Origin of the sequence: Acinetobacter sp. NEB 394, from assembly GCF_013374795.1 — a bacterium.
GTDB classification, from domain to species: Bacteria; Pseudomonadota; Gammaproteobacteria; order Pseudomonadales; family Moraxellaceae; genus Acinetobacter; species Acinetobacter johnsonii.
On sequence record NZ_CP055277.1, the window covers coordinates 3,106,989 to 3,129,307 of the forward strand.

A 22,319-nucleotide genomic window follows, 5' to 3' on the forward strand; every position below is an offset into this window, starting at 1 on the left:
GAGCGTTATTTCGCTTGGGTCATTTAACAACACTCTGCGTTGTTAATTAAGCTGTCCTAAGTCTACAGAGATTCAAACAATAAACAGGTGAACGAACATGCCAATTTATAATGCCCCACTTGCGGATATGAAGTTTATCCTCAATGACGTTTTCAATGCAGATCAGTTCTGGCAGTCTAATGAAAATCTAGCTCATGTAGACAGTGCGACGGCTGAAGCGATCCTCGAGGAAATGGCTAAATTTGCGCAGAACGTAACCCTGCCTTTAAACCGTACAGGTGATGAAGAAGGTGCAACATTTAGCAATGGAGCAGTGACTACACCTGCTGGTTTTAAAGAAGCGTTTAAGCAATATGCTGAAGGCGGCTGGATTGGCTTAGCGGCTGATGAAGAATGGGGCGGTCAAGGCATGCCAAAAATGCTGACAGTTCTAGCAGATGAAATGCTGTTCGCAACCAACCCATCATTCATGCTCTACCCGCTTCTTTCTGTCGGTGCAGGTATGGCGCTGAACAGCTACGCATCGCAAGAACAAAAAGAAACCTATTTACCTAAAATTTACTCAGGCGAATGGTCTGGGACCATGTGTTTAACTGAGCCACATGCAGGTACAGATTTAGGCATTATCAAAACTAAAGCTGAACGTAACGAAGACGGCACCTATAACATTACAGGGACCAAAATCTTTATTACTGGCGGTGACCACGACTTAGCTGAAAACATCATTCACTTAGTTTTGGCAAAAACTCCTGATGCACCTGCGGGTTCACGTGGTATTTCACTCTTCATCGTGCCTAAATTCCTAGTGAATGCAGATGGTTCTGTGGGCGAGCGTAATGCAGCAGGTCCAGGTTCAATTGAACACAAAATGGGGATCAAAGCGTCTGCAACTTGTGTAATGAACTTTGACGGTGCCAAAGGTTACTTGGTCGGTAAAGAAAATGAAGGCCTTGCGGCAATGTTCGTGATGATGAACTACGAACGTCTGTCGATGGGTATTCAAGGTTTAGGCGCATCTGAATTTGCCTACCAAAATGCGGCACAGTACGCAACAGACCGTTTACAGGGTCGTAGCGCTTCTGGTGTTCAATCGCCTGCTAAACCTGCAGACAGCATTTTAGTTCATGGTGATGTGCGTCGTATGTTGCTGAATGCACGTGCCAATAATGAAGCATCTCGTGCATTTGCAGTTTACGTGGGTCAGCAACTGGATATCACTAAGTTCTCAACAGACCCTGAAGCAGTAAAAGCAGCCAATGACCGTGTTGCCTTATTAACCCCTATTGCAAAAGCGTATTTAACAGATACTGCATTTAACGCAGTAATTGATTCACAAATGGTCTTCGGTGGTCATGGCTATATTCGTGAATGGGGCATGGAGCAATGTGTACGTGACTTACGTATTGCACAAATCTATGAAGGCACCAACGGCGTTCAGTCTCAAGATTTAATCGGTCGTAAAACAATTAAATGTGGTGGTACATTCATTGCAGACTACATTACTGAAATCCGTGATTTTGCTAACGGCTTAGATGCAGACCTAAACTTCATTAAAGATGCAACACTCGATGCAGCAACTGAAGTGGAAGAAGTGACTAAGTATATCCTTGAACGTGCTGCTGAAAGTGCAGAGTTCCCGAATGCAGCAGCAGTAGATTACTTACATGCAGTCGGCTTACTCAGCTTTGCCTATATGTTTGCAAGAATTGCCAATGCTGCAAAAACCAAAGATGGTGACTTCTATCAAAACAAACTGGCGCTTGCAGCTTATTTTGCTCAACGCATTTTGCCTGAAATCGACTTACGTATCGCAAAAGTAAAAGCAGGTGCAGAAGTCATCATGAACTTCTCTGAAGACTACTTCACCAGCCAAGCTTAATCGCTTAAAGACTGAATAAAAAAACGCCTGCTTCGTCAGGCGTTTTTTTATGGATCAGCTTTATTTTTGCTTTTATACGTCATGTGCATGAAATTTGCTTATGATGCAATAAACCACCATCAACATATCAGGAGGCAGCCATGACCAACCGTGACCCTAAAGTAGAGAAAATAGAAACCCTCCTCGATAAACTGGGCAATACCGCAGTAGAAAGCTTTCACTATGTGGCTTTATTTATTATTGGCTGTATGGTGATTTGGTCGGCAGGTCATACCGTTTATGAGATCCTGACCATTAAACAATATGCCTCAATTGATGATATTTTACTGTTATTCATCTACTTAGAACTGGGTGCAATGGTTGGTATCTATTTTAAAACCAACCACATGCCTGTCCGCTTTTTAATTTATATCGCCATCACTGCCCTCACCCGACTTTTAATTTCCGATATCCAGCATGACCACAAAGCTGATATGGATTTGGTGATTATTACGGGTTCAATTTTAATTATGGCGATTGCAATTTTGGTGGTGCGTTATGCATCGTGGAATTATCCTTCAGTAATTCGGGATAAACATGCCGACAAGCCTTTACCTGAAGGGAAAACACCACGCCCACAAGATGATGAGCTCGCTTAATTCTTGATTGACCACTAAAAAACCTCCGTCTAAACAACGGAGGTTTTTCTGTATCAAGCAAAGATTCATTTATTTTGAATCTGGTTCTAAGGCGTAGCGTCCATTTTCATAGATCCAGTGCATGCCTTCAGGTGGGTCTGGTAATCCCAAACGTCTCCAATCGGTAATCAACACATAATCACGGCTTTCGATACTGGAGTCGCCATCCCCATACACATAGCTATTGGTTTCCTGACTATAGGTTGAATAGCTGGGTGCTCGGTAAATAATACTCACACCCGGTCGCATCGGATATCCGCCATGTGGTGGATGGTGTGGAGGTGGTCTGTGATGAGGGGGCTCAATTTGAGGCGGTGATGTAGGTCTGGGCATTGCACCTTGATACGGTCCAGCATAGGTTGGGAAACGCTGGGTTTGCGAAGTCAGCGGTTTTCCATAATAACGCGTCGCGGGTTGAGCAAAACTCAGTGCAGGAAACAAGCTGAGTAAACTTATTCCATAGATTATTTTTAAATATTTCATCATCTTCCTCCACTGAGGTGAATATTATTATTTTAAACCCATTTTATGGATAAAAAATGTACAAGTTGTCAATTTTAGATCACTGGTCGTTATCACCACTATAAGGTTTGAAGCAGGATTTCTTTGAAAAGCAAAAAATCGTATATGTTTTCAGTTTATACTTAATCTTTGTTTATAAATGTATTGGATGAACAATCGTGGCTGAATTAAGTTTTGATCGACTCTATGAATATTTTGCAAAAGTGCCCAGTATTCAAAAAAATCTGATTGATGCTTATGGCACAGATGGCAAAAGTGCATGGTGGTTTAAGTTTCAAATTGATGTAGATCATCCTTTGGCATGGCAAACGGTACAAGAGTTGGGACATGTACTGAACTATATTTCTAAAAATGAGCGCCTGCCGACGCAGTTTTTACCTGTTTCACCGCCGCCGTATATGAATGGTGAAGCCAAACAATTCTTGGCATGGGTCATTCAGTGTAACCACCCTGACTTTCCACCCGATGTCATTTGTGACTGGTTAGAAGCGCGTCTACCGAGCCCAGTGGAAGATGCCGAAAAATGGAAAATCAAAACCGATCTACATGAACTCGATAACATGACCGATAAAGATTTGGATCAAATCATCCCGCCAAATCCTGAGCAGTAAAATCTTAAAAATTAAATCTCCCTAAATCCCTCTTTAAAAAGAGGGACTTTTCATCTTGCACAATAAAGGAAGTTCCGCTTTTAATGAAACGGTAAGAAATGGCAAAAGGAATTCAAAATTAAAACGTCGACAAACCACTCCATTCCATAAAGCGGTATAGCCCATATTTGAGTTTCGACTCATCTTTATATTGCTCATAGCCCACACTCATTTGACGACCATTTAAATTCGACCATGCCCCATCAAAATATTGCTGTGCATCTGTAAACACCGCTGCGTTAGACTGGCCAATCACACGTAAATTGGTCTCCAAGTTATAATTCTTCAAATTCCGTGCGGTAAAATTCGCTGAACCTAAAATGAGCTCTGCTTCTTGCGCATGGCGTTTTAAAATCATTTTGCTATGACACTGCTCTCCTTGAGTATTACACCACCGCACTGTAATACCTTCATCGTTAAGCTCAGACGCAACTTGACGGTTGGGGATTCCATTCTTTTGACGACCAAATGCATCTTTATTGGGGTCGAGTAAAATCCGAAGTTTAACTCCACGCTTCTGTGCATCTTTTAAAGCATTGATAATTTGACGCTCAGACAAATAGAACATCGCCAAATCAATCTGGTCATTGGCTTTTGCCGTATTCAACAAGTTGAGGGTTGCGTCTAGGATTGCTTTTTCCGTCAGCACCTGTACTTGAGGCTGCGATGGATTTCCTGCAATTTCGCCTAGAATCACCATTGGTACATCGCCCTGAGACATATGTGCCACAGTTTGCTCTGTTTTCAACACATCAATTGCGGTATTGCCTGTCACCAACAGCGCCACATTGGAATGTCGCGAACTGCCATCATGCGGATTCGCAGATGTGACCAAGGTTTTCCAACCTTCGGCGGTATCGACCACCAAAGTTTTGCGGTGATTGGCTTTGAAATTAAATAAGTTGAGATAGCTACGTAGGGTAATTTTTTCATCCCCAAACGGGTTTCTTAACCAACCGCCGTCGGGATTATTGCCTGCATTTTGACAACAGAGATACCAAAAACCTGACCAAACAGGGTTAGAGGCACGGAGCGGACGTAAATCGGTTTCGATCACATCCACGCCTGCCTGACGTAACTTACGGTAATGCTCAGGTAATAGCCCACCATATACCGAGTTAATCGGGTCGGTAATGACTTTGATTTCAATATTCGGATGCAAGCTTCGCTTGACAATCAACGCATCGGTCAGCTGACGAGTCAAAGCCCGTTGTGATGCTTGAGATGTCCCCACTTCATCATTAAACAAGAACATATCCAATACAATCGTGGTTTGCGCATCTTCAATCAGTTGAAACACTGTGTTGAAAATATGATGATCTTGTTGTTGCTTGCCTTGTGCATCGATGTAGGTTTGATCTGCAATAAATTTGACATCGGCATGACGTAACTTGCCAGTATAGTCCAGCCCATCAGGCAGTGGTTTAACGCTATGGTAAACTGCAGACGTTAAATAAGTCAGAGCCAATAAACCCACCACGACACCGACATAACGGGTCGATGTCCAGTTGAGCTTTTGATGTAATTTTCGAAAGATACGCATAACAAAAAACCTAATCCAATATACTCAGACTAGGTTTTATTGTTTGATTTTTCAAGAGGATTTCTGTTGTCAATGTTTTGGCAACCTCTCCCTAACCCTCTCATTAAAAGCATAGGTATCTACACATCTTGATGTACCTAATGCAATTGTTGCGATTTCATTCAGTTCATCTATTGAATATTCTGAGAGCAGTTGAAGAGTGTTCAGTAAAATCGAAAGTCCTGCCAATATTGCAGGTGCACTTTCCAACTTACCTCTCTTCTGCTGTCGGCCTGAAAGACGGGCCAGAAATATACGAATTTTCTGATTTTGTTCATCTTCAGAACGCTGTATTCGCCAAGTCAGTACACACGCCATACTGCTGATCAGGAGCCGTCTTAAAATCGCTGCAGGTGTGGTCTGAAGCCATGATTCAACGTCATGGCCTGCCTGCTTCAGAAGCTTGAAATAGCACTCAATTGTCCAGCGCCAGTAATACCAGGTGGTTAATTCTACCGCATCAATCTCTGAAGAAACATTGCTGATCAGCGACCATCTCGCGACTGTTTTACCTTGAGCATCTTTCACCACAGCAACAATTAATCTGGCTGTAACTGCCTTGCCTGGCTGGGGAGCAACCCGTTGGCCTAAATCATCTTTTCTCTTCGGCTTTGCTGCACGCGTTATCCGAATATCGGTTTCTCCAACATGCAGCATATGCCTGTTTCCTTTATAAGCAATCGGCTTAACTTGCTGAGTTACTACTTTTTCTGCGACTTCTGCAACTTTGTAGGTTTCCGTTTGATGCTCAATCCGATGGCTTTCTTTGGCCCGAATCAACCATTTGAAACCATGGCTGCTGATTTCCCTCAAGTGGGCAATCGAGTCTCCTTCACGGTCAATGATATGGACTTTTGTTTTCTCAATCGGATACTGTTCAATCGTTTTGATTTGTTCTGCGAGTGAGTCCAAATGGGACTTGCGCTCGCTGTATTGTTCACTGAATGTGGAATAACAGCCGGATGCATCTGTTAGCGTCTGAGCTAATGGCGCAATTGGGAGCCCTGATGACGCATCGACAAGTAAACTGCTTTGCAATTCATAGCCTGAATTCGCCTCTGTTCTTTGAAGACGCCGAACCTTATGACTGTGCTTCACATACTGCAGTTGAGACCAGTCATGAACGATTAATGCATACTGATGCGGTGATGTCTTGATCTGTTCGCATGCAAGAAGCTTAATCGGCTGGTTTAATTGACTAAAAGAGATTTTATTATTATTCAGGAATCGCCAAACAGCCTGTGTAGTTGAGAAACTCGACTTTTGGGTAGAGGCCAGGTCTTTGATTGCGGGAGCAAGTGAAGCAAGAGGATTCATATTGAGTTTTACAAGGCTGTTATAACGTTTGACAAGACGCTGATCCAGACCAGAGATGTTAAATTGAAGAGCATGCTCTTCAATTTAACGCAAAGCTCGGAAATTGTGTAGATACCTATGCCTTAAAAGAGAGGGAGCACCTCCTCTTTACGGAAAAAGTTGGGGTGAAGCTTGAAATAGCACCTTAGAAACTAAAGTCCAGTCCAATTGTGAAGTTACGCCCCACTTGTGGAATGGTCGATAAGAAAGAGGTATGCGAATAAACCGTCTCATCTAAGAGGTTATTGGCTTTGAAATACACGCGATAATCATTGCCCTGCATATACTGTCCATTATACGCCAAGCCCAAATTCAACATGTTATAGCCCTCGGTTTCGGTCTCATAGCTTGCAATTCGATCTTGCTCAAACACATGGTAGTACTCTGCCGTACCCGACCATGTGTCACTAAAGTTAGCATTCACTTTTGTTCCTAAACGTCCAGCAGGCACCCGTGGCGCATTTTCATTGTCAATTTTGCCACGTACATAGTCACCAAAGACACTCATTTTATAAACATCATTGATGGCATAAGAGGCTTCTGCTTCAGTCCCATAAAAACGCGCTTTGTCTTGGGTGTAGTCTACTAGGCGGAAGTTTTCGTAACGGTCTGCAGTTTGAGCATAAATGTAGTTGTCATACCAGTTGTGGTAAACATGAACGTGATAATCAATTTTATCCGTATCGTAATGGAAACCTAATTCTAGATTATTGGACTTTTCGACATCGAGATTTTCATTGCCACGCTCATAGGTATTGGTTGCAAGATGCTTACCATCGGCATAAAGCTCTTGTGCCAAAGGTAAACGCTCTTGATGTGATCCAACCAAAGACAGTTTATAGTTCGGTGCAAACATCCAATTCACAGCACCCGAATAAGACACGGCATAATCATCATAGTCTTTTCGATCTGACTCAATATCAATCGTCTGCTGATCGACACGTGCCCCTAACTCAAAATGGAAGTCATTCCACTGCTTGTGTTCTAAACCAAACACGCTCCACTTTTGCGTATTGGTCGGTTCTAAAATAGACTCTTCACCCGTGATATCTAGTTTCTGTTGATTGTACTGTACGCCAACCACACCTTCCCAATCCGCAATCGGCTGATGCACCATTTCTAGACGCGCATCATAACCTTTACTTTTAAAGGTAGTTGCAACACTATCGCCTTCAATTTCATCATGTTGGTAGTCAGTATAACTGGCATGGGCACGTAACTTCTCAAATCCTGCAATCGGATTTAAAATTTCTGTACGGAAGTCATAACGCTCCGACTTTAAGTCAACCCAAGGCCCTGTCTCATGTTCGTCATGCGCATGTTCGTGTCCTGAGTGATCATGTTCATCCGTATGTCCATGATTATCGCTCCCGTCACAGTGCAAATGATCATCATGCGGATGACAGCTCTCATATTCATGGCTGTGCCCAAGTAAACCGTATTGATCTTGACGGTTGGTATAGGCAATACCCGCAAAACCACGCTCACCAATCCATGAACCACCAACGCTGACAGTTTCGCCTTTGGCAAAGGTATTTCCGACACGACGTTCTTTTTCGAGTTCACCCTCATGCTCATGAAAATAGTTCGGTGCAATATAGTCATTCGCTTCACGCTTTGAACCTTCAACCCGTAGAGCAAACTGACGGCCCAAAGCAACCGTCGCCCCAGCACTGGCCATCTTTTCATCACTGCCAGAGTTGTAGCGTAATCCCGCCGTACCTTCTAGACCTTTTTCAGGCATGCTGGTTGGAATTTTTTGATCGGTGACATTGACCAAACCGCCCACGGTGCCTGCACTGTATAACAGGGTTGAAGGGCCACGAATGATTTCAATTTGCTTGGCCAAAATCGGATCGACCGTCACGGCATGGTCTGGTGATAAAGTCGAAACATCAGCAGTTTCTGAAGCATGTTGTAAGACTTTCACGCGAGGGCCATCTTGACCACGAATCACGGGTCGACTTGAACCTGAACCATACTGATTTGAATATACGCCTAGCTCATCGGCCAAAGCATCCCCAATGGTCGGTGCACGTTCTTTTAAGCTTTTTTGCTCGATGACCTGATCGGCGACTGCAAAATCAGCAGCGGTCTGAACGAGTGGATGTGCTTGGCTGGTCAACGTTTCAAGTTGTTGTGTTGTTGTGTCATCTGCAAAAATGGCAGGTGCGACCACCGCCAAAATAGAGAGCGTTATCAAATTTTTATGGAAAGCCATGGAACTCACTCAAGCGTACAATTTTTGAATATTGTTATAATATAACATTTCAAATTCATTGCAATAAAAAACATTCCAATCGCAGAAAAAAGATAAACTGCCCTATCCATCTAAGTCGATGCCAACGCCAATAGATCAATGCCCTTTACCATTTCACATGCCGTTCTCGCGCCCCCTTTAGCCAAACTCAGTGGTGACCGTTTACCCATTGCTGCCATTGCCATTGGCAGCATGACCCCTGATCTTTATCGGCTGTTTACACAAGCCAATTCAAATACTACCCACTACTGGACTTCACTCGTTCATCCTGATCTTTGGATTGGACTCAGTTTTTGTGTTTTGTGGTACGTGCTATTACGGCCCTGTTTTTATCGTTTTTTAGGCATTCAGCATGAATTAAGGCTGAGCAGTATGCTGCGTTTTTTTAAATTTTCTGTGGCCGTTATTCTCGCGATACTGCTCGGCACGGCTACGCATCTGTTATGGGACGGACTCACCCATGTTGATCACCGAACTTTGTTCGGACATGAGTTTCTAAGCCAGAAGATTCCTTTGTTAGGGCACTATTATCCGCTACATCGCATTTTACAAATTGGCACATCGGCACTGGCTTTGCCCTTGTTGGCGTGGATGGGTTGGCGCTATTACCAAACCTATCAGCAACATTTTCCAGTGAGTTTAAAAATCAAACGCTTTGCAATTGGACTGTTTATACTGAGCCTTTTGGGTGGTTTAGTCAGTGTTTGGGACTACGCACGTTATATTCCCACGCAAGTTTGGCAGTCAGACCTGTATTATTTTACAGGGCGAAGTATTAATGAGTTTAGCCAAGTCGCTTTACTGATTTTAATCTTTGGCTGCATTCTGTTTTTATTTTTAGATCGAGACTATCGTTTAGGCTGAATTTAGATCAATGCTTAAATGCTATTTCATGCCTTTTTTAAGCTATACCTTGAGAGTCAATGCCCAAAGAGGCATAATCCTACCTTTATTTCTGGCGGTACGCTGTTTACGTATTCGCTACCTTTAGCCATATAGTTGGATTTTTAACGCCATGATGCGAACTCATTACTGCGGTTCTTTAACCGAAGCTCAAATTGATGAAACAGTAACCCTCTGCGGTTGGGTACACCGTCGCCGTGACCACGGTGGTGTCATCTTCCTTGATATGCGTGACCGTGATGGTCTTGTGCAAGTGGTTATTGACCCAGACACTCCTGAAGCATTTGCAACTGCAGACAAAGTACGTTCAGAATTCGTATTAAAAATTACAGGTCGCGTACGTCGCCGTTATGCTGGCACAGAAAATGCCAATATGGTGAGCGGTCAAATCGAAGTTTTAGGTAAAGAAATCGAAGTTCTTGCTGCATCAGAAACTCCGCCGTTCCCATTGAATGACGACAACACCAATATTTCTGAAGAAATTCGTTTGAAATACCGTTTCTTGGACATTCGTCGTCCTGAAATGTTAGATCGTTTACGTTTCCGTTCTAAACTAACGAACCTGATTCGTAACTATTTCGAAGACAATGGTTTCTTAGATGTTGAAACTCCGATTTTAACCCGTGCAACGCCTGAAGGTGCACGTGACTACTTAGTGCCAAGCCGTGTTTCAAATGGTAGCTTCTACGCACTTCCACAATCACCACAATTATTCAAACAATTGTTGATGGTGGGTGGTATCGATCGTTACTACCAAATCGCAAAATGTTTCCGTGATGAAGACTTACGTGCCGACCGTCAGCCAGAATTCACCCAGATCGACGTTGAAACATCGTTCATGAGTGACGATGACATCATGGATTTAATGGAAACGTTGACGGTTAAGATGTTCAAAGAACTGCTGGACGTTCAATTCGATAAATTCCCACGCATGACTTATACAGATGCTATGCGTGACTATGCATCGGACAAACCAGACTTACGTATTCCTTTGAAATTAGTTGACGTTGCAGACTTGATGCAAGAAGTTGAATTCAAAGTATTCGCAGGTCCAGCGAAAGATCCTAAGGGTCGTATCGTTGCATTACGTGTTCCAGGTGCAGGTTCTTTACCACGTAGCCAAATTGATGAGTACACGAAATTTGTCGGCATCTACGGTGCAAAAGGTTTAGCGTACATTAAAGTAAACGAACTTGAAAAAGGCATCGAAGGCTTACAGTCTCCAATCGTGAAATTCATCGAGCCGATCGTGCTTGATCTATTGAAACGTGTTGGCGCAGAAAATGGCGATATCGTGTTCTTCGGTGCAGACAAAGCTAAAGTTGTAAACGATGCAATGGGTGCTTTACGTATTAAAGTCGGTCATGACTTGAAAATGTCGACTTGCGAGTGGGCACCGCTTTGGGTGGTTGACTTCCCAATGTTTGAAGAAACAGATGATGGCAAATGGACTTCTGTTCACCACCCATTTACACTGCCTAAATCAAGCGTTGAAGATGTGAAAAATAACCCAGGCGCTGCGCTTTCTGTCGCTTATGACATGGTTTTAAACGGCACTGAAATTGGTGGTGGTTCACTACGTATTCATAACCTAGAAATGCAAAAAGCAATCTTCGAAGCTTTAGGTATTGGTGAAGAAGAAGCTGAAGAGAAATTCAGTTTCCTTCTCAACGCATTACGTTACGGTGCTCCTCCGCATGGTGGTTTAGCATTCGGTCTAGACCGTTTAGTCATGCTCATGACGGGTGGTGCTTCTATTCGTGATGTGATTGCATTCCCGAAAACCAAAACTGCTGAATGTCCATTAACGCAAGCACCTGCACCAGTTGAATCAAATCAACTACGTGATTTGGGTATTCGCTTACGTGAAAAACCAAAAGCTGAAGAAACCAAATAAGCTTTAGATTTTGATTAAAGAAACCCTGCCATGCGCAGGGTTTTTTCATTCAAGATAAGACCATCCATTCTATAGATATTATTTTCGCTTCAAATTTTCCAAAATTTCTTTTGAACTTTTGATCTATCCCCCTTACAGTGATTCACGATAGTCTATATTTTATTGCAGCAGTTCTTGCACTAAATCACTCTATTGATTTATTCATTTATTTTGTTCTTAAGACGCTCATCTTTTTTTGATTTTATCTATCTTAGATTTTTAAGTCTCTTTGCAAAATTTTCTCTCATCTCATCTTTTAAAAAGATTTCTGAGTCAAAATATGGCTATTTATTATCTACTTAAAATCATCTCACTTTTTCCACTGTCCTTTTTACAATACATCGCACGCGGAATTGCACACCTGCTTTACTATAGTGACTCTTCAATTAAGCGTATCACCACCATTAATCTGCAGTTGGCCTACCCTGAACTCGATTCAATAACACTCCAGAAACGCGTTCATCTCAGCATTCAAAGCCAATGTCAGACCTATATTGAATTTTTAAAATGTTGGGGAATGCCACCACAATACAACCTAGATTTATTAAAAAATATTCATGGGGAATCTGTTCTAACCGAGGCTTTAGCCAATAAAAAAGGCGTGATTGTGGTCATTCCGCATTTTGGCTGTTGGGAGCTGTTAAATGCGTGGTTAAATGTCTATACGCAACCAATGATTATGTATAAACCCTATAAAATTAAAGGGTTAAATCGCTACATTTTAGATGCGCGCCAAAAGTTTAATGCAACTCTGGTTCCCACTGATGAAACGGGTATCCGCAGTATTTTCAAACACCTCAAACAAGGAGGCCTGACGGTGATTTTACCGGATCATCTTCCCAAACCCTCTGGCGGGATTTATTCACATTTCTTCAACCAAAACACACTATCCGCAACGCTAGTCTCTAAAATGGCCGCTAAGACACAATGTAATGTGATTGGATTAACTTGTATTCGTAATGCTGACGCAGCGGGTTTTGATGTGTACTGTACTGAGTTATCTCAAGATATTTTATCGACAGATATACAGCTATCTGTGGACAGTTTAAATCTTGCCATGCAAGACATGATTAACCAAGCGCCTGAACAGTATATTTGGTCCTATAAACGTTTTCGAAACTGTTATGGTAACATCAATCCGTATAAGAAATAACGAGATGGATCTCGACCTGATTCAAATAGGACAAGGACGTGAAATCAAGATGATTTGCTTTGGGCCTGAATAGCATACTTTTATTTATTTGAGATCAATTCTCAGCAGTGGCATAATAGCGCATTGTTTTAGATAAGTTGTGAGCAACCAAATGGCTATGCGCCCTGAAGTCCGTCGTCGTGGTATTGTGCTAATTGTGTTTGCAATCGTACAATGGTTTTTCATGCGCTATATTCTAGACAATCAATTATTCAATTTAACAACCTATGACCGCATTGTCTTTTTCTGTGTAAGTAGCCTTGCAGGTGCTTTTGTCATTTTTGTTGGCTTAATTTATATGGTCCTGAAAGGAAATGCGGATAAGGAATAGGTTCTAAATATATGCAAACAATTTCGCCAAAAATATTTAGACAAGTTCAATTGATCAATAAATTGTTTAAAATTTCAAAAAAGCATTATTTTTTGAGAAGATTTTCAAACTTTTTATTCCAGAAAAAAACAGATTTAATTGTTCAGGAATTACAAAAATTACATCTCGATACATTAGAAACGTACAAAGAGAAACTATTAATAAATAATAACCCAAGCATCACTAATATTATTTGGGTATGCTGGTTTCAGGGAGAAGATCAAGCTCCTGCTCTGGTACAAAAGTGTATCTGGAATCTAAAGCAATTTAATCAAGATGAATACACGATTAAAATAGTAACATTAGATAATTATAAAGATTTTATTGATTTACCTTCTTACATTGAAGAAAAATTTAAAAAAGGTATCATCTCTTATACACAACTCTCGGATATATTAAGATTTACCTTGTTAGCAACGCATGGGGGTATATGGATTGATTCAACATATTTAACCCTGTCACCACTTCCCAAATACGTAACAAATCATTCTTTTTTTAGCTTAACTAGCGCTATTTTTCCTACCTACTCAATATCAAAAGGTCGTTGGGCTGGTAATTTTATAAAATTTGGTAAAAATGATTTCATTGCTTTGCTATTTAAAGACTTATTTTTCGAATATTGGAAAAATAACAATCAACTTGTAGATTACTTTTTAATCGACTATTATTTCGAACTTTTATATCGAAATATACAATCTTTCCAAGAGAATCTTAAAAAACTACCTCAATATGGTGACAATCGCCATCTTTTAAATAGCATTTTATTTAAAGAGATTAATCAAATTGATAGTTCCAAGTTAGAAAAGGATATATATAAAATATATAAATTAACCTATAAATTTAAGGCCGAAAAAGCAAATAAGCAAAAAACTTATTTCAGAGAGTATTTCTAAATACTCTCTAAAATAAGCCCATTTATTTAAAAAAGTTTCTCATAATAATACTTAACTTCAAAATTTCTTTAATAAAATTTGCGAAACGATCTTTATCTATCACTTTATAGTTGTATAAGTGATTATTTAACATTCTTTTTTTAAAATTATTTAACTGATTTTTTTCGGAAAACTGCTCAACTGTTTTAAATATTTTTTCTGATTTAGCTTCGCTAATTCTCCCATACAAATGACTTGTATCAAAAAAATATGTAGGCTTATCAACGTGCTCAAAATTACCCAAGTCACCAACTCGATACCAAAGCTCTAAGTCTTGCCACATGCAGAAACTCTCATCAAAACCAGAAACTTGTCGTAACGTTTTTGTTTCTGTAAAAATTTGATTACCAACATAGTTTGCAAAAAGGAGATCATCTTTCTTAAAGTATTTTTTAGAAAATAAACTATGCTCTTTTGTTTGATTACTTTTTTCACTTTTAATATTTGAGGTAAATAAAGCGATTGAGTCTTCTCTCTTTTTATTTACCCAATAATCTAGAAAGAACTCAAGGCGATGTGGTAAAAAATAATCATCATCATCTAAGCCTGTAATTAACTCACCTTGTGCTAAATTAATTGCAATATTTCGGCTGACGCATGCACCGCTATTTTTATCCTTAAAAAAATAGCGAATACGTGAATCTACTTTGGCCAATCCAACTAAAAAATCTTGTGTACCATCTGATGAGTTATCATCGACAATAATGATTTCAAAATTTTTATATGTTTGATTCTGTACAGACTGAACTGCCCTTTTTAAAAGCTCCAACCTATTATAGGTTGGTATATATACAGAAATTAGTGGTTCCATCATTTATCTGCACTAATTATAGTTTCAAAAAATGTATAAATCATTTTCACGACAGTTTCCTGTTGTTGATTAGAAATACCATACCATAAAGGCAACCTTAGCAATCTCTCGCTCTCTTTAGTCGTGAATTCATCAAGACCACAAAACTCAGAGTATTTTTCACCTGCGGGAGAGCTATGCAAGGGAACATAATGAAATGTAGCCTGAACACCGTTGTCTTTCAAATATTGGAGTACACTAGTTCTTTGTTTTATATCTTTAACTTTCACATAAAACATATGAGCATTATGTTTACAGTTTTCAGGAATTGGTGATAATTCTATTTTTGAGCTATATGTTAAGGGAACCAATTTTTCATAATAATAGTTCCATGCCTTTAAGCGCTCTTGATTAATATGTTCAGCACTATCCAACTGAGCAAATAAATAAGCAGCCTGAAGCTCACTTGGCAATAAACTACTACCAATATCACTCCAAGTATATTTATCCACCATACCTCTAAAAAACTGGCTACGATTAGTGCCTTTTTCCCTAATAACTTCTGCTCTTTCTATAAACCGTTGATCATTTATGAGTAATAACCCGCCCTCACCGCCACTCGTATAATTTTTTGTTTCATGAAAACTAAAAGCAGCTAAATGTCCAATAGTCCCCAATGCCTTTCCTTTATAGCTAGACATGACACCTTGCGCAGCATCTTCAACGACATATAAATGATATTTATGGGCTAAATCCATAATTACATCCATTTCACATGCAACACCTGCATAATGCACTGGAACAATCACTTTTGTTTTTGATGTAATTGCTGCTTCTATTTTTGTTTCATCGATATTCATTGTATCCGGACGAATATCTACAAAAATAATTTTTGCACCTCGTAAAACAAATGCATTTGCCGTACTTACAAAAGTATAGCTTGGCATAATGACTTCATCCCCCTCACAAATATCTAGCAATAATGCTGCTAGCTCAAGTGCATGTGTACAAGAAGGGGTTAATAAAGTTTTTTTACAAGTAAACGAGTCTTCAAACCATTTTTGACATAACTTCGAATATTTACCATCACCTGAGAGCTTTTTAGACTGGATGGCGTCTACAATCAATTTAGTTTCAGAACCTAATACTGGCGTATTATTAAAAGGAATCATTTATAAACCTCATATAATGACTAGAATTTTGACCACAATTAAATAATAGATCCAATATACTCACAGCATGCTCAAAATCCCCCCACAACTGAGGATATTCCTTATAATCACAATAATTAAACCATTGTAGTTCTATCCCTGCATGTTGGAAAATTTTTTGATCAATATAGTTTTTAGCTGATGGTCCAGAAACATATATGCTTGCCTCTGTTTTTTTAGATAAATCAACAAGCCTTTCCGTCTTACCCTCAATTAAACCATAATCCCAACTGTATGATATTTTTGTATTTATTTTCAAGTATAAACAAATCACCTTAATTAATAGAACATTAACTTCTGTTAGTGTTTTGATATTTGAGTCTATCAATATTGGCTCGATAAGCCCAAAAATTTCATCAAAATATTTTGCACGTCTATAATTCGCATGTAACGTTTGACAATGTAATCCTCCCCAATCCCTATTACTAAACACAACATCTTTTATTGCACGATTACTATCAGCTCTTACAGGGATGGTTAACCACTTTAACCCTTGAGGAGTTTTGATTAAATTTCTGTTTCTCCAATCATTTTTAGTATATTGCACTTCATCATATATAATAAACTCATCAACTGAAGCTATTAAGTCAAAATATCCTTTCCAAGGGATATAATTAGACTGTAGAATTGCAACCTTTTTCATTTAATTTTTATTCCAAAATCTTTATGTGAACCTACTTTCTGTGCTGGACTGCCAAACCACTTGGTATGAGAATCTGTATTTTTTATCAATAGAGATTTCGCTCCTATAAGGGTTTCATTTTCAACAATAATATTATCAATAATCGTACTATTAAAACCAATAAAACATAAATTTTTCACATGCGAAAAACCACCACATATTGAACCTGCCGCTATAAAGTTATGGTTCCCAATTTTAACATCATGACAAATAATGCTTGAAGACCAGATAATATTATTATTACCTATCTCAACATTGGGTTCTAATACCACCCCTTGAAGTATAATATTATTAAATCCTAGCTTCACATTTTCAGCTACAATTGCTTTCGAGCTAATATAATTTATTAATTCAAAACCTAATTTTACAATTTTATCATAAACAATTTCACGAAAACGCATGGATGAACAACCTAATGCTAAAATAAATTTAACTTCAGATGCATTATAATAATTATCGATATCCTCCAATGCATACACAGGAAGGTTATTAAATATTTTTAAGTTTAAATATTGCTTATCCACACAAAAAGCTACAACTTCATAATTTGAATCATTAGACTTCCTTCATAAATCATTTTTCAACCAATTTAATTGTTTATCTTTCACCCAATCTAAATTGTATATGCCAGCAAGTAAATTAAACCGCAGGTTTAATCGTTTACGACGATTTCTATATACACAAGATAAAATCTTAAAACATTTCATCCTTCCAAATACGTGCTCTACTTGAATTCGTCTACGACCAATCTCTTTATTTAACTTTTTTAATTCAGAATCTAGTTTTTCAGTTTTCTTTGCTTTAGATGGCATGAGGCATCCAAAACCCAATTTCTTTATCCCTAAATACCCCTTATCAACGATAAAAAAGGGCTTAAATTTTAATTTCCTCATGCTTTTTTTAAATATTTTAAAATCATGCATGCTTCCATGACTTCCACATACACTCAGTATTTCACCTGTTGTATAGTGCATAGATAGCTGAAATTTAAAGGTATGTCGCTTTTTTTTACCGCTATACCATTTCTTCTGTTTTTTTTGGACGTTGAACTAATATTTCAGTTGCATCAATCACAACAACTTCCCAATCCACTTCATCTCGATTAGGAAGTTGTTTTGGCAAGTTAAATTTTCCAGAACGGATTAAGGTATCTTCAATAACACGTGTGATACGAATTGCACTCGTTTCAGATACACCGTAACTCATACCAAGATGGAAAAATGTTCGATATTCTCTCCAATATTCTATACATAAGAGCAAACGATCTTCCAATGGTAATTTATGCGGTCGTCCTTTACCAATATGATGAGGTAAATGCTTATTTAGCTCGGCCAACATGAGGTTAAATGTAGCCCAACTAACACCGGTAAGCCTACGAAACTTAACGTTTGATAATTTTTGAATATCTTTGAATTTCATCCAAGGATTATCTCTTGAATTAAATAATTTTGCTGATTAATTTAAGATCAAATAAATTGTACGTTTTTTGATTTATGACGGAAGTCTATTATTCAAATAATAATAAAGAAGACCAGCCAAATCACCTATTCCAAAAATAACTAATTTATTCATTTAATAAATTACCCCACTGCTTTTCCAATTTACTAATTGAAAAAAATTCACCAACTATTCTTTTATTATTATTTCTAGAAGACATATGAATATTAAAATTCTCAAGATCATAGACCTGAATATTTATACTTTTGAAAAACTCCCATTGAGGCGTTCCCTCTCTTAAATACACTACTTTCCCCATTCCCAACAGATTAATTGTATTACCCATAGCCTGTTGCCGCTTGTGATTAAAAATAGCAATATCTATATTTTGAAGAAAACTTAAATATTTTTCATATGGCATAAACTCAGTCAAGGGGACAAATTTATGCTCAAATATAGTCTTTCCATATTGGATCACTTGGTCAGCATAAGTTTGATTTCCATAAGATAAAGGTGCATAAATCTTAATATTTGACTCTTTAAATTTTTCAAGTTTAACTAACGCTTCAATATGCTCATTCGCAGGATCTGCTGAATTACCTAACAGAATATTAACACTTCCTTTCCTTTCTTCTATCAAAGAATAAACTGGAGTAAAAATGTTACTCAAATAACAAAGATTTTCAACATACTTTCCTTTAGCACCAAATTTATCTCGTGCATATTCAACATCTCTTGGAATAAAAGTTATCAAAAAACCCATATTCTTTATAACCATTTTTTTATATAAATTAGATATTTTAGATCTCTTATCTTCCCCATATAAATCCCCCCCCCACATTGACCAATAGCACTTTTTTAATAACCAAGGGTGATAAAATAGAGTCTTTATTACTTTTGAATTAAACAAGCCATGTAAAATTATTTTATCAGCATTATACATTTCTAACAGAAGTCGAAAATAACTTACTTGACTCTCTTTTTTCCCCAAAAAAAATACCCCCCTATCTTTTAAAAAACCATAAACACTCTCATCACCATAGAGATAAAAAGTATTATTTTCTTTAGAAAATTTTTCCTGTATAAAATCAATAAATGGCGGTAAAAACTTATCAGCCATACTGACATGAATTATTTTTTTAGACATAACTACAACGAACCAACTAATGAAATCAAATACTGACCATAACTATTTTTACTCATAGTATGACCGATTTTTAAAACCTGCTCTTTACTTAACCAACCTTGATTAAATGCAATTTCTTCCAAACATGCCACTTTATAGCCTTGACGCTTTTCTAAAGTTTCTACAAATTGTGCAGCTTCAAGTAAACTACTATGTGTACCTGTGTCGAGCCATGCAAAACCACGTCCAAGTAGTTCCACATTTAAATCCCCACGTTCCAAATACATTTGGTTCACGGTGGTAATTTCTAATTCGCCACGCTCTGATGGTTTAACTTGTTTGGCAATTTGAATCACATCATTGTCATAGAAATACAGCCCCGTTACTGCAAAATGAGACTTTGGATGTTGAGGTTTTTCTTCTAGTGAAATTGCGCGTTTCTGCTCATCAAACTCAACGACACCAAAGCGTTCTGGGTCTTTTACTTGATAGCCAAAAACTGTTGCACCTTTTTCACGCGCAACAGCCTGTTTTAGCATTGGTGTAAAACCTTGACCATAGAAAATATTATCGCCTAGTACTAAACACACATTACTATCACCAATAAACTCTTCACCAATAATAAATGCTTGTGCTAAACCATCTGGACTTGGCTGAATGGCATACTCTAATCGAATACCGAATTGAGCCCCATTGCCTAGTAAGCGTTTAAAACTATCTAAGTCTTCAGGAGTTGTAATGATCAGAACATCCTGAATTCCTGCCAACATCAGTACTGACAATGGATAATAAATCATTGGTTTATCGTAAATAGGCAGTAGCTGTTTCGATACACCTTGGGTAATCGGATACAGTCGTGTACCAGAGCCACCTGCTAAAATAATGCCTTTTGTGTTCATTGAGCATTTACACCTAATCTTTCTCGTTGGTAACTACCATCTTGAACTCGACGGGACCAATCTAAATTATTCAGATACCATTCAACCGTCTTTCGAATTCCAGTTTCAAAGGTTTCTAGGGGTTTCCAGCATAAATCTTTTTCAATTTTTCCCGCATCTATGGCATAACGCAAATCATGCCCAGGACGATCTTCGACAAATTTAATAAGAGACTCATACTTTTGACCATTGGCTTGAGGCTTTAATTCATCCAAGATATTACAAATCGTTTTTACGACTTCAATATTTTGTTTTTCGTTATGTCCACCAATATTATAAGTTTGCCCTACAGCGCCTGTAGTAACAACTTGATACAGCGCACGTGCATGATCCTCAACAAAAAGCCAATCCCGAATCTGATCACCCTTACCATAAATAGGTAAAGGCTTCATATCTAGAGCATTGAGAATGACCAAAGGAATCAGTTTCTCTGGAAAATGATATGGCCCATAATTATTTGAACAATTGGTCACAATTGTTGGCAAACCATAGGTTCTGTGCCATGCGCGAACCAAATGATCTGAACTGGCTTTACTTGCCGAATATGGTGAACTTGGTGCATATGGTGTTGTTTCTTTAAAAAGGTCCGTCGTTCCCTCTAAATCACCATACACTTCATCGGTCGAAATATGATGAAAGCGAAAAGATTCTTTTACTTCCGCGGTTAGACTTAACCAATATTTTCGCGCAGCTTCTAATAAACTATAAGTTCCGACAATATTGGTTTGGATAAATGCAGCAGGACCATCAATAGAGCGGTCGACATGCGATTCAGCAGCCAAATGCATCACTACATTCGGTTGAAAGTTTTCAAAGATTTTTTCTAATTCAACCTGATCACAAATATCGGTTTGGAAAAATTGATAGCGTTCACTTTTTTTAATGGATTGAAGTGACTCCAGATTACCTGCATAAGTCAACTTATCGACATTTAAAACATGATGATGGGTGTTTTCAATAATATGACGTATTACTGCTGAACCAATAAATCCAGCGCCACCAGTTACTAGAATGCGCATTTCAAGCTGTTCCTATCATTTCATCATATTTGTATTTTGGTTTTTTAAGTAGGTTATTCAGTTTAACTGCCCGATCGGCTCTTATTTAAACTCAACACGCTTACCCACTAACGCATATTTTATTTGTTTCAATATACGTAAAATCTCCAGTCGAACTTTAGCCCAACCCTTCTTCTTTTGCTTTTTCATCCGAGCTTTACGCTCTGCAAGCAAGTCACTGGAAAGAACGGTTTGCTTTTCAGGAAATAACATCATTTCCTGTATACATAAAGCAGGCGTCATCTGATACACGGGATGAATTTTATGACATATAAATTCATCAAACATCACTTGGTCTAGTGGGATCAATTGAATTTGTTCAACATACTTCAAATATTTTTGAGCACCTTCAATACTCAAGATATAACCTGCAGTCCCCAAATTTTTTCCCATGAGTTGAACAATATGACGCATGCCATTTGATATTTTAGACTGAGTTTTACCTAGAAAAACCTGATCTGCAAATGCTTCCGTCTTAATAATGTCCCAATTTGGGTTGATCCAGCCTGCGTTATTTAATAATTCAGCAGCAGCATCACCTAAATACACATCATCTTCAAAAATAGCCAAATGAGGAATATGCTCATCTACCATTTTTTGCCAAATCGAGACATGACTCATAAAACAAGCCAACTCACCAGGACTTAAAAACTCATCCTGAATATTGAGCTGCATTTTTTCAGCTAAAGGTCGAGCCAGATCGGGCGTTAGCGCATCAAAAAACTCAAACCCCACATTCTGTTTTCCGAATTCTTGTACAATGTGCTCACGACGCGCTGTGGCTGTCTTTAAGCTAATGACTATATTTTTCATATCAA

At 38.5% G+C, this 22,319-nt stretch carries 21 protein-coding genes and 1 pseudogene; 8 read left to right on the forward strand and 14 right to left on the reverse strand.

Annotated elements, in window-relative coordinates:
* Window positions 1-97: 97 nt before the first annotated feature.
* Together HUK62_RS15045 and HUK62_RS15050 are read left to right on the forward strand one after the other, a co-directional pair.
* Window positions 98-1,879 carry an acyl-CoA dehydrogenase C-terminal domain-containing protein gene (locus tag HUK62_RS15045; RefSeq protein ID WP_176538262.1) on the forward strand — a complete coding sequence of 594 codons (1,782 nt, stop codon included), beginning with the start codon at window positions 98-100 and terminating at the stop codon, window positions 1,877-1,879.
* Window positions 1,880-2,019: 140 nt separating this feature from the next.
* Window positions 2,020-2,517, forward strand: a complete 498-nt coding sequence (locus HUK62_RS15050; protein WP_176538263.1) for a phosphate-starvation-inducible PsiE family protein — start codon at window positions 2,020-2,022, stop codon at window positions 2,515-2,517.
* A gap of 69 nt (window positions 2,518-2,586) precedes the next feature.
* On the opposite strand, the gene HUK62_RS15055 is transcribed toward HUK62_RS15050, so the two are convergent.
* The gene (locus tag HUK62_RS15055; protein ID WP_004697742.1) at window positions 2,587-3,039 is read right to left on the reverse strand and encodes an RcnB family protein; all 453 of its coding nucleotides are present in this window, start codon (window positions 3,037-3,039) and stop codon (window positions 2,587-2,589) included.
* Between the two features lie 197 nt (window positions 3,040-3,236).
* Between HUK62_RS15055 and HUK62_RS15060 the strand changes: the two genes are divergently transcribed.
* Window positions 3,237-3,689: a hypothetical protein gene (locus HUK62_RS15060; protein WP_058870278.1), complete on the forward strand. Its 453-nt coding sequence runs from the start codon at window positions 3,237-3,239 to the stop codon at window positions 3,687-3,689.
* Window positions 3,690-3,807: 118 nt separating this feature from the next.
* On the opposite strand, the gene HUK62_RS15065 is transcribed toward HUK62_RS15060, so the two are convergent.
* The 3 genes from HUK62_RS15065 to znuD all read right to left on the reverse strand — a co-directional run bounded on the left by HUK62_RS15065 (window position 3,808) and on the right by znuD (window position 8,887).
* A complete protein-coding gene (locus HUK62_RS15065; protein ID WP_176538264.1) occupies window positions 3,808-5,271 on the reverse strand; it encodes a phospholipase D family protein in 1,464 nt (487 codons plus the stop codon).
* Window positions 5,272-5,340: 69 nt separating this feature from the next.
* Window positions 5,341-6,627, reverse strand: coding sequence for a transposase (locus tag HUK62_RS15070; protein ID WP_176538265.1), 1,287 nt, complete (start codon window positions 6,625-6,627; stop codon window positions 5,341-5,343).
* A gap of 184 nt (window positions 6,628-6,811) precedes the next feature.
* Window positions 6,812-8,887: a zinc piracy TonB-dependent receptor ZnuD gene (znuD, locus tag HUK62_RS15075; RefSeq protein WP_176538266.1), complete on the reverse strand. Its 2,076-nt coding sequence runs from the start codon at window positions 8,885-8,887 to the stop codon at window positions 6,812-6,814.
* A gap of 138 nt (window positions 8,888-9,025) precedes the next feature.
* Here znuD and HUK62_RS15080 point away from each other — a divergent pair, with 138 nt between their 5' ends.
* From HUK62_RS15080 to HUK62_RS15100, 5 genes are all read left to right on the forward strand, one after another.
* The gene (locus tag HUK62_RS15080; RefSeq protein WP_176538267.1) at window positions 9,026-9,790 is read left to right on the forward strand and encodes a DUF4184 family protein; all 765 of its coding nucleotides are present in this window, start codon (window positions 9,026-9,028) and stop codon (window positions 9,788-9,790) included.
* A 151-nt stretch (window positions 9,791-9,941) separates the two neighbouring features.
* Window positions 9,942-11,726 carry an aspartate--tRNA ligase gene (gene aspS / locus HUK62_RS15085; RefSeq protein ID WP_005401682.1) on the forward strand — a complete coding sequence of 595 codons (1,785 nt, stop codon included), beginning with the start codon at window positions 9,942-9,944 and terminating at the stop codon, window positions 11,724-11,726.
* A 319-nt stretch (window positions 11,727-12,045) separates the two neighbouring features.
* Window positions 12,046-12,918, forward strand: a complete 873-nt coding sequence (locus tag HUK62_RS15090) for a lysophospholipid acyltransferase family protein (protein ID WP_176538268.1) — start codon at window positions 12,046-12,048, stop codon at window positions 12,916-12,918.
* Window positions 12,919-13,069: 151 nt separating this feature from the next.
* Window positions 13,070-13,288, forward strand: a complete 219-nt coding sequence (locus HUK62_RS15095; RefSeq protein ID WP_004983573.1) for a hypothetical protein — start codon at window positions 13,070-13,072, stop codon at window positions 13,286-13,288.
* Between the two features lie 11 nt (window positions 13,289-13,299).
* The gene (locus HUK62_RS15100) at window positions 13,300-14,220 is read left to right on the forward strand and encodes a capsular polysaccharide synthesis protein (RefSeq protein WP_004983572.1); all 921 of its coding nucleotides are present in this window, start codon (window positions 13,300-13,302) and stop codon (window positions 14,218-14,220) included.
* Window positions 14,221-14,242: 22 nt separating this feature from the next.
* Here HUK62_RS15100 and HUK62_RS15105 read toward each other — a convergent pair whose 3' ends face one another.
* The 10 genes and pseudogenes from HUK62_RS15105 to HUK62_RS15150 form a co-directional block, all read right to left on the reverse strand.
* Window positions 14,243-15,073 carry a glycosyltransferase gene (locus HUK62_RS15105; protein WP_159128511.1) on the reverse strand — a complete coding sequence of 277 codons (831 nt, stop codon included), beginning with the start codon at window positions 15,071-15,073 and terminating at the stop codon, window positions 14,243-14,245.
* Entirely contained in the window at window positions 15,070-16,221 is a 1,152-nt protein-coding gene (rffA, locus tag HUK62_RS15110) for a dTDP-4-amino-4,6-dideoxygalactose transaminase (protein ID WP_176538269.1), read from the reverse strand. Before rffA ends, HUK62_RS15105 begins: the two co-directional genes overlap by 4 nt.
* Window positions 16,208-16,903 carry a WbqC family protein gene (locus HUK62_RS15115; protein ID WP_176538270.1) on the reverse strand — a complete coding sequence of 232 codons (696 nt, stop codon included), beginning with the start codon at window positions 16,901-16,903 and terminating at the stop codon, window positions 16,208-16,210. The genes rffA and HUK62_RS15115 overlap by 14 nt, the downstream gene beginning before the upstream one ends.
* A complete protein-coding gene (locus HUK62_RS15120) occupies window positions 16,900-17,466 on the reverse strand; it encodes an acetyltransferase (protein WP_176538271.1) in 567 nt (188 codons plus the stop codon). The genes HUK62_RS15115 and HUK62_RS15120 overlap by 4 nt, the downstream gene beginning before the upstream one ends.
* Before the next feature lie 42 nt (window positions 17,467-17,508).
* A pseudogene (locus HUK62_RS15125) lies at window positions 17,509-17,919 on the reverse strand (transposase family protein); the annotation flags it as partial.
* A 37-nt stretch (window positions 17,920-17,956) separates the two neighbouring features.
* A complete protein-coding gene (locus tag HUK62_RS15130) occupies window positions 17,957-18,361 on the reverse strand; it encodes a transposase family protein (RefSeq protein ID WP_176538272.1) in 405 nt (134 codons plus the stop codon).
* Window positions 18,362-18,506: 145 nt separating this feature from the next.
* The gene (locus tag HUK62_RS15135; RefSeq protein WP_176538273.1) at window positions 18,507-19,526 is read right to left on the reverse strand and encodes a TDP-N-acetylfucosamine:lipid II N-acetylfucosaminyltransferase; all 1,020 of its coding nucleotides are present in this window, start codon (window positions 19,524-19,526) and stop codon (window positions 18,507-18,509) included.
* 2 nt (window positions 19,527-19,528) lie between these two features.
* Window positions 19,529-20,404 (reverse strand): glucose-1-phosphate thymidylyltransferase RfbA, encoded by an 876-nt coding sequence (gene rfbA / locus HUK62_RS15140; RefSeq protein WP_159128515.1) that lies wholly within the window; start codon window positions 20,402-20,404, stop codon window positions 19,529-19,531.
* Window positions 20,401-21,462 carry a dTDP-glucose 4,6-dehydratase gene (gene rfbB, locus HUK62_RS15145; RefSeq protein WP_176538274.1) on the reverse strand — a complete coding sequence of 354 codons (1,062 nt, stop codon included), beginning with the start codon at window positions 21,460-21,462 and terminating at the stop codon, window positions 20,401-20,403. Before rfbB ends, rfbA begins: the two co-directional genes overlap by 4 nt.
* An 81-nt stretch (window positions 21,463-21,543) precedes the next feature.
* The gene (locus HUK62_RS15150; protein WP_176538275.1) at window positions 21,544-22,314 is read right to left on the reverse strand and encodes a glycosyltransferase family 25 protein; all 771 of its coding nucleotides are present in this window, start codon (window positions 22,312-22,314) and stop codon (window positions 21,544-21,546) included.
* Window positions 22,315-22,319: the final 5 nt, after the last annotated feature.

Coding starts and splice junctions, on each gene's coding strand:
- rfbB (WP_176538274.1), bottom strand. CDS start 21,462: ATGCGCATTCTAGTAACTGGTGGCGCTGGATTTATTGGTTCAGCAGTA.
- HUK62_RS15055 (WP_004697742.1), bottom strand. CDS start 3,039: ATGAAATATTTAAAAATAATCTATGGAATAAGTTTACTCAGCTTGTTT.
- HUK62_RS15135 (WP_176538273.1), bottom strand. CDS start 19,526: ATGTCTAAAAAAATAATTCATGTCAGTATGGCTGATAAGTTTTTACCG.
- znuD (WP_176538266.1), bottom strand. CDS start 8,887: ATGGCTTTCCATAAAAATTTGATAACGCTCTCTATTTTGGCGGTGGTC.
- HUK62_RS15070 (WP_176538265.1), bottom strand. CDS start 6,627: ATGAATCCTCTTGCTTCACTTGCTCCCGCAATCAAAGACCTGGCCTCT.
- HUK62_RS15100 (WP_004983572.1), top strand. CDS start 13,300: ATGCAAACAATTTCGCCAAAAATATTTAGACAAGTTCAATTGATCAAT.
- HUK62_RS15045 (WP_176538262.1), top strand. CDS start 98: ATGCCAATTTATAATGCCCCACTTGCGGATATGAAGTTTATCCTCAAT.
- HUK62_RS15095 (WP_004983573.1), top strand. CDS start 13,070: ATGGCTATGCGCCCTGAAGTCCGTCGTCGTGGTATTGTGCTAATTGTG.
- HUK62_RS15105 (WP_159128511.1), bottom strand. CDS start 15,073: ATGATGGAACCACTAATTTCTGTATATATACCAACCTATAATAGGTTG.
- HUK62_RS15130 (WP_176538272.1), bottom strand. CDS start 18,361: ATGAAATTCAAAGATATTCAAAAATTATCAAACGTTAAGTTTCGTAGG.
- aspS (WP_005401682.1), top strand. CDS start 9,942: ATGATGCGAACTCATTACTGCGGTTCTTTAACCGAAGCTCAAATTGAT.
- HUK62_RS15080 (WP_176538267.1), top strand. CDS start 9,026: ATGCCCTTTACCATTTCACATGCCGTTCTCGCGCCCCCTTTAGCCAAA.
- HUK62_RS15050 (WP_176538263.1), top strand. CDS start 2,020: ATGACCAACCGTGACCCTAAAGTAGAGAAAATAGAAACCCTCCTCGAT.
- HUK62_RS15090 (WP_176538268.1), top strand. CDS start 12,046: ATGGCTATTTATTATCTACTTAAAATCATCTCACTTTTTCCACTGTCC.
- rffA (WP_176538269.1), bottom strand. CDS start 16,221: ATGATTCCTTTTAATAATACGCCAGTATTAGGTTCTGAAACTAAATTG.
- HUK62_RS15115 (WP_176538270.1), bottom strand. CDS start 16,903: ATGAAAAAGGTTGCAATTCTACAGTCTAATTATATCCCTTGGAAAGGA.
- rfbA (WP_159128515.1), bottom strand. CDS start 20,404: ATGAACACAAAAGGCATTATTTTAGCAGGTGGCTCTGGTACACGACTG.
- HUK62_RS15065 (WP_176538264.1), bottom strand. CDS start 5,271: ATGCGTATCTTTCGAAAATTACATCAAAAGCTCAACTGGACATCGACC.
- HUK62_RS15150 (WP_176538275.1), bottom strand. CDS start 22,314: ATGAAAAATATAGTCATTAGCTTAAAGACAGCCACAGCGCGTCGTGAG.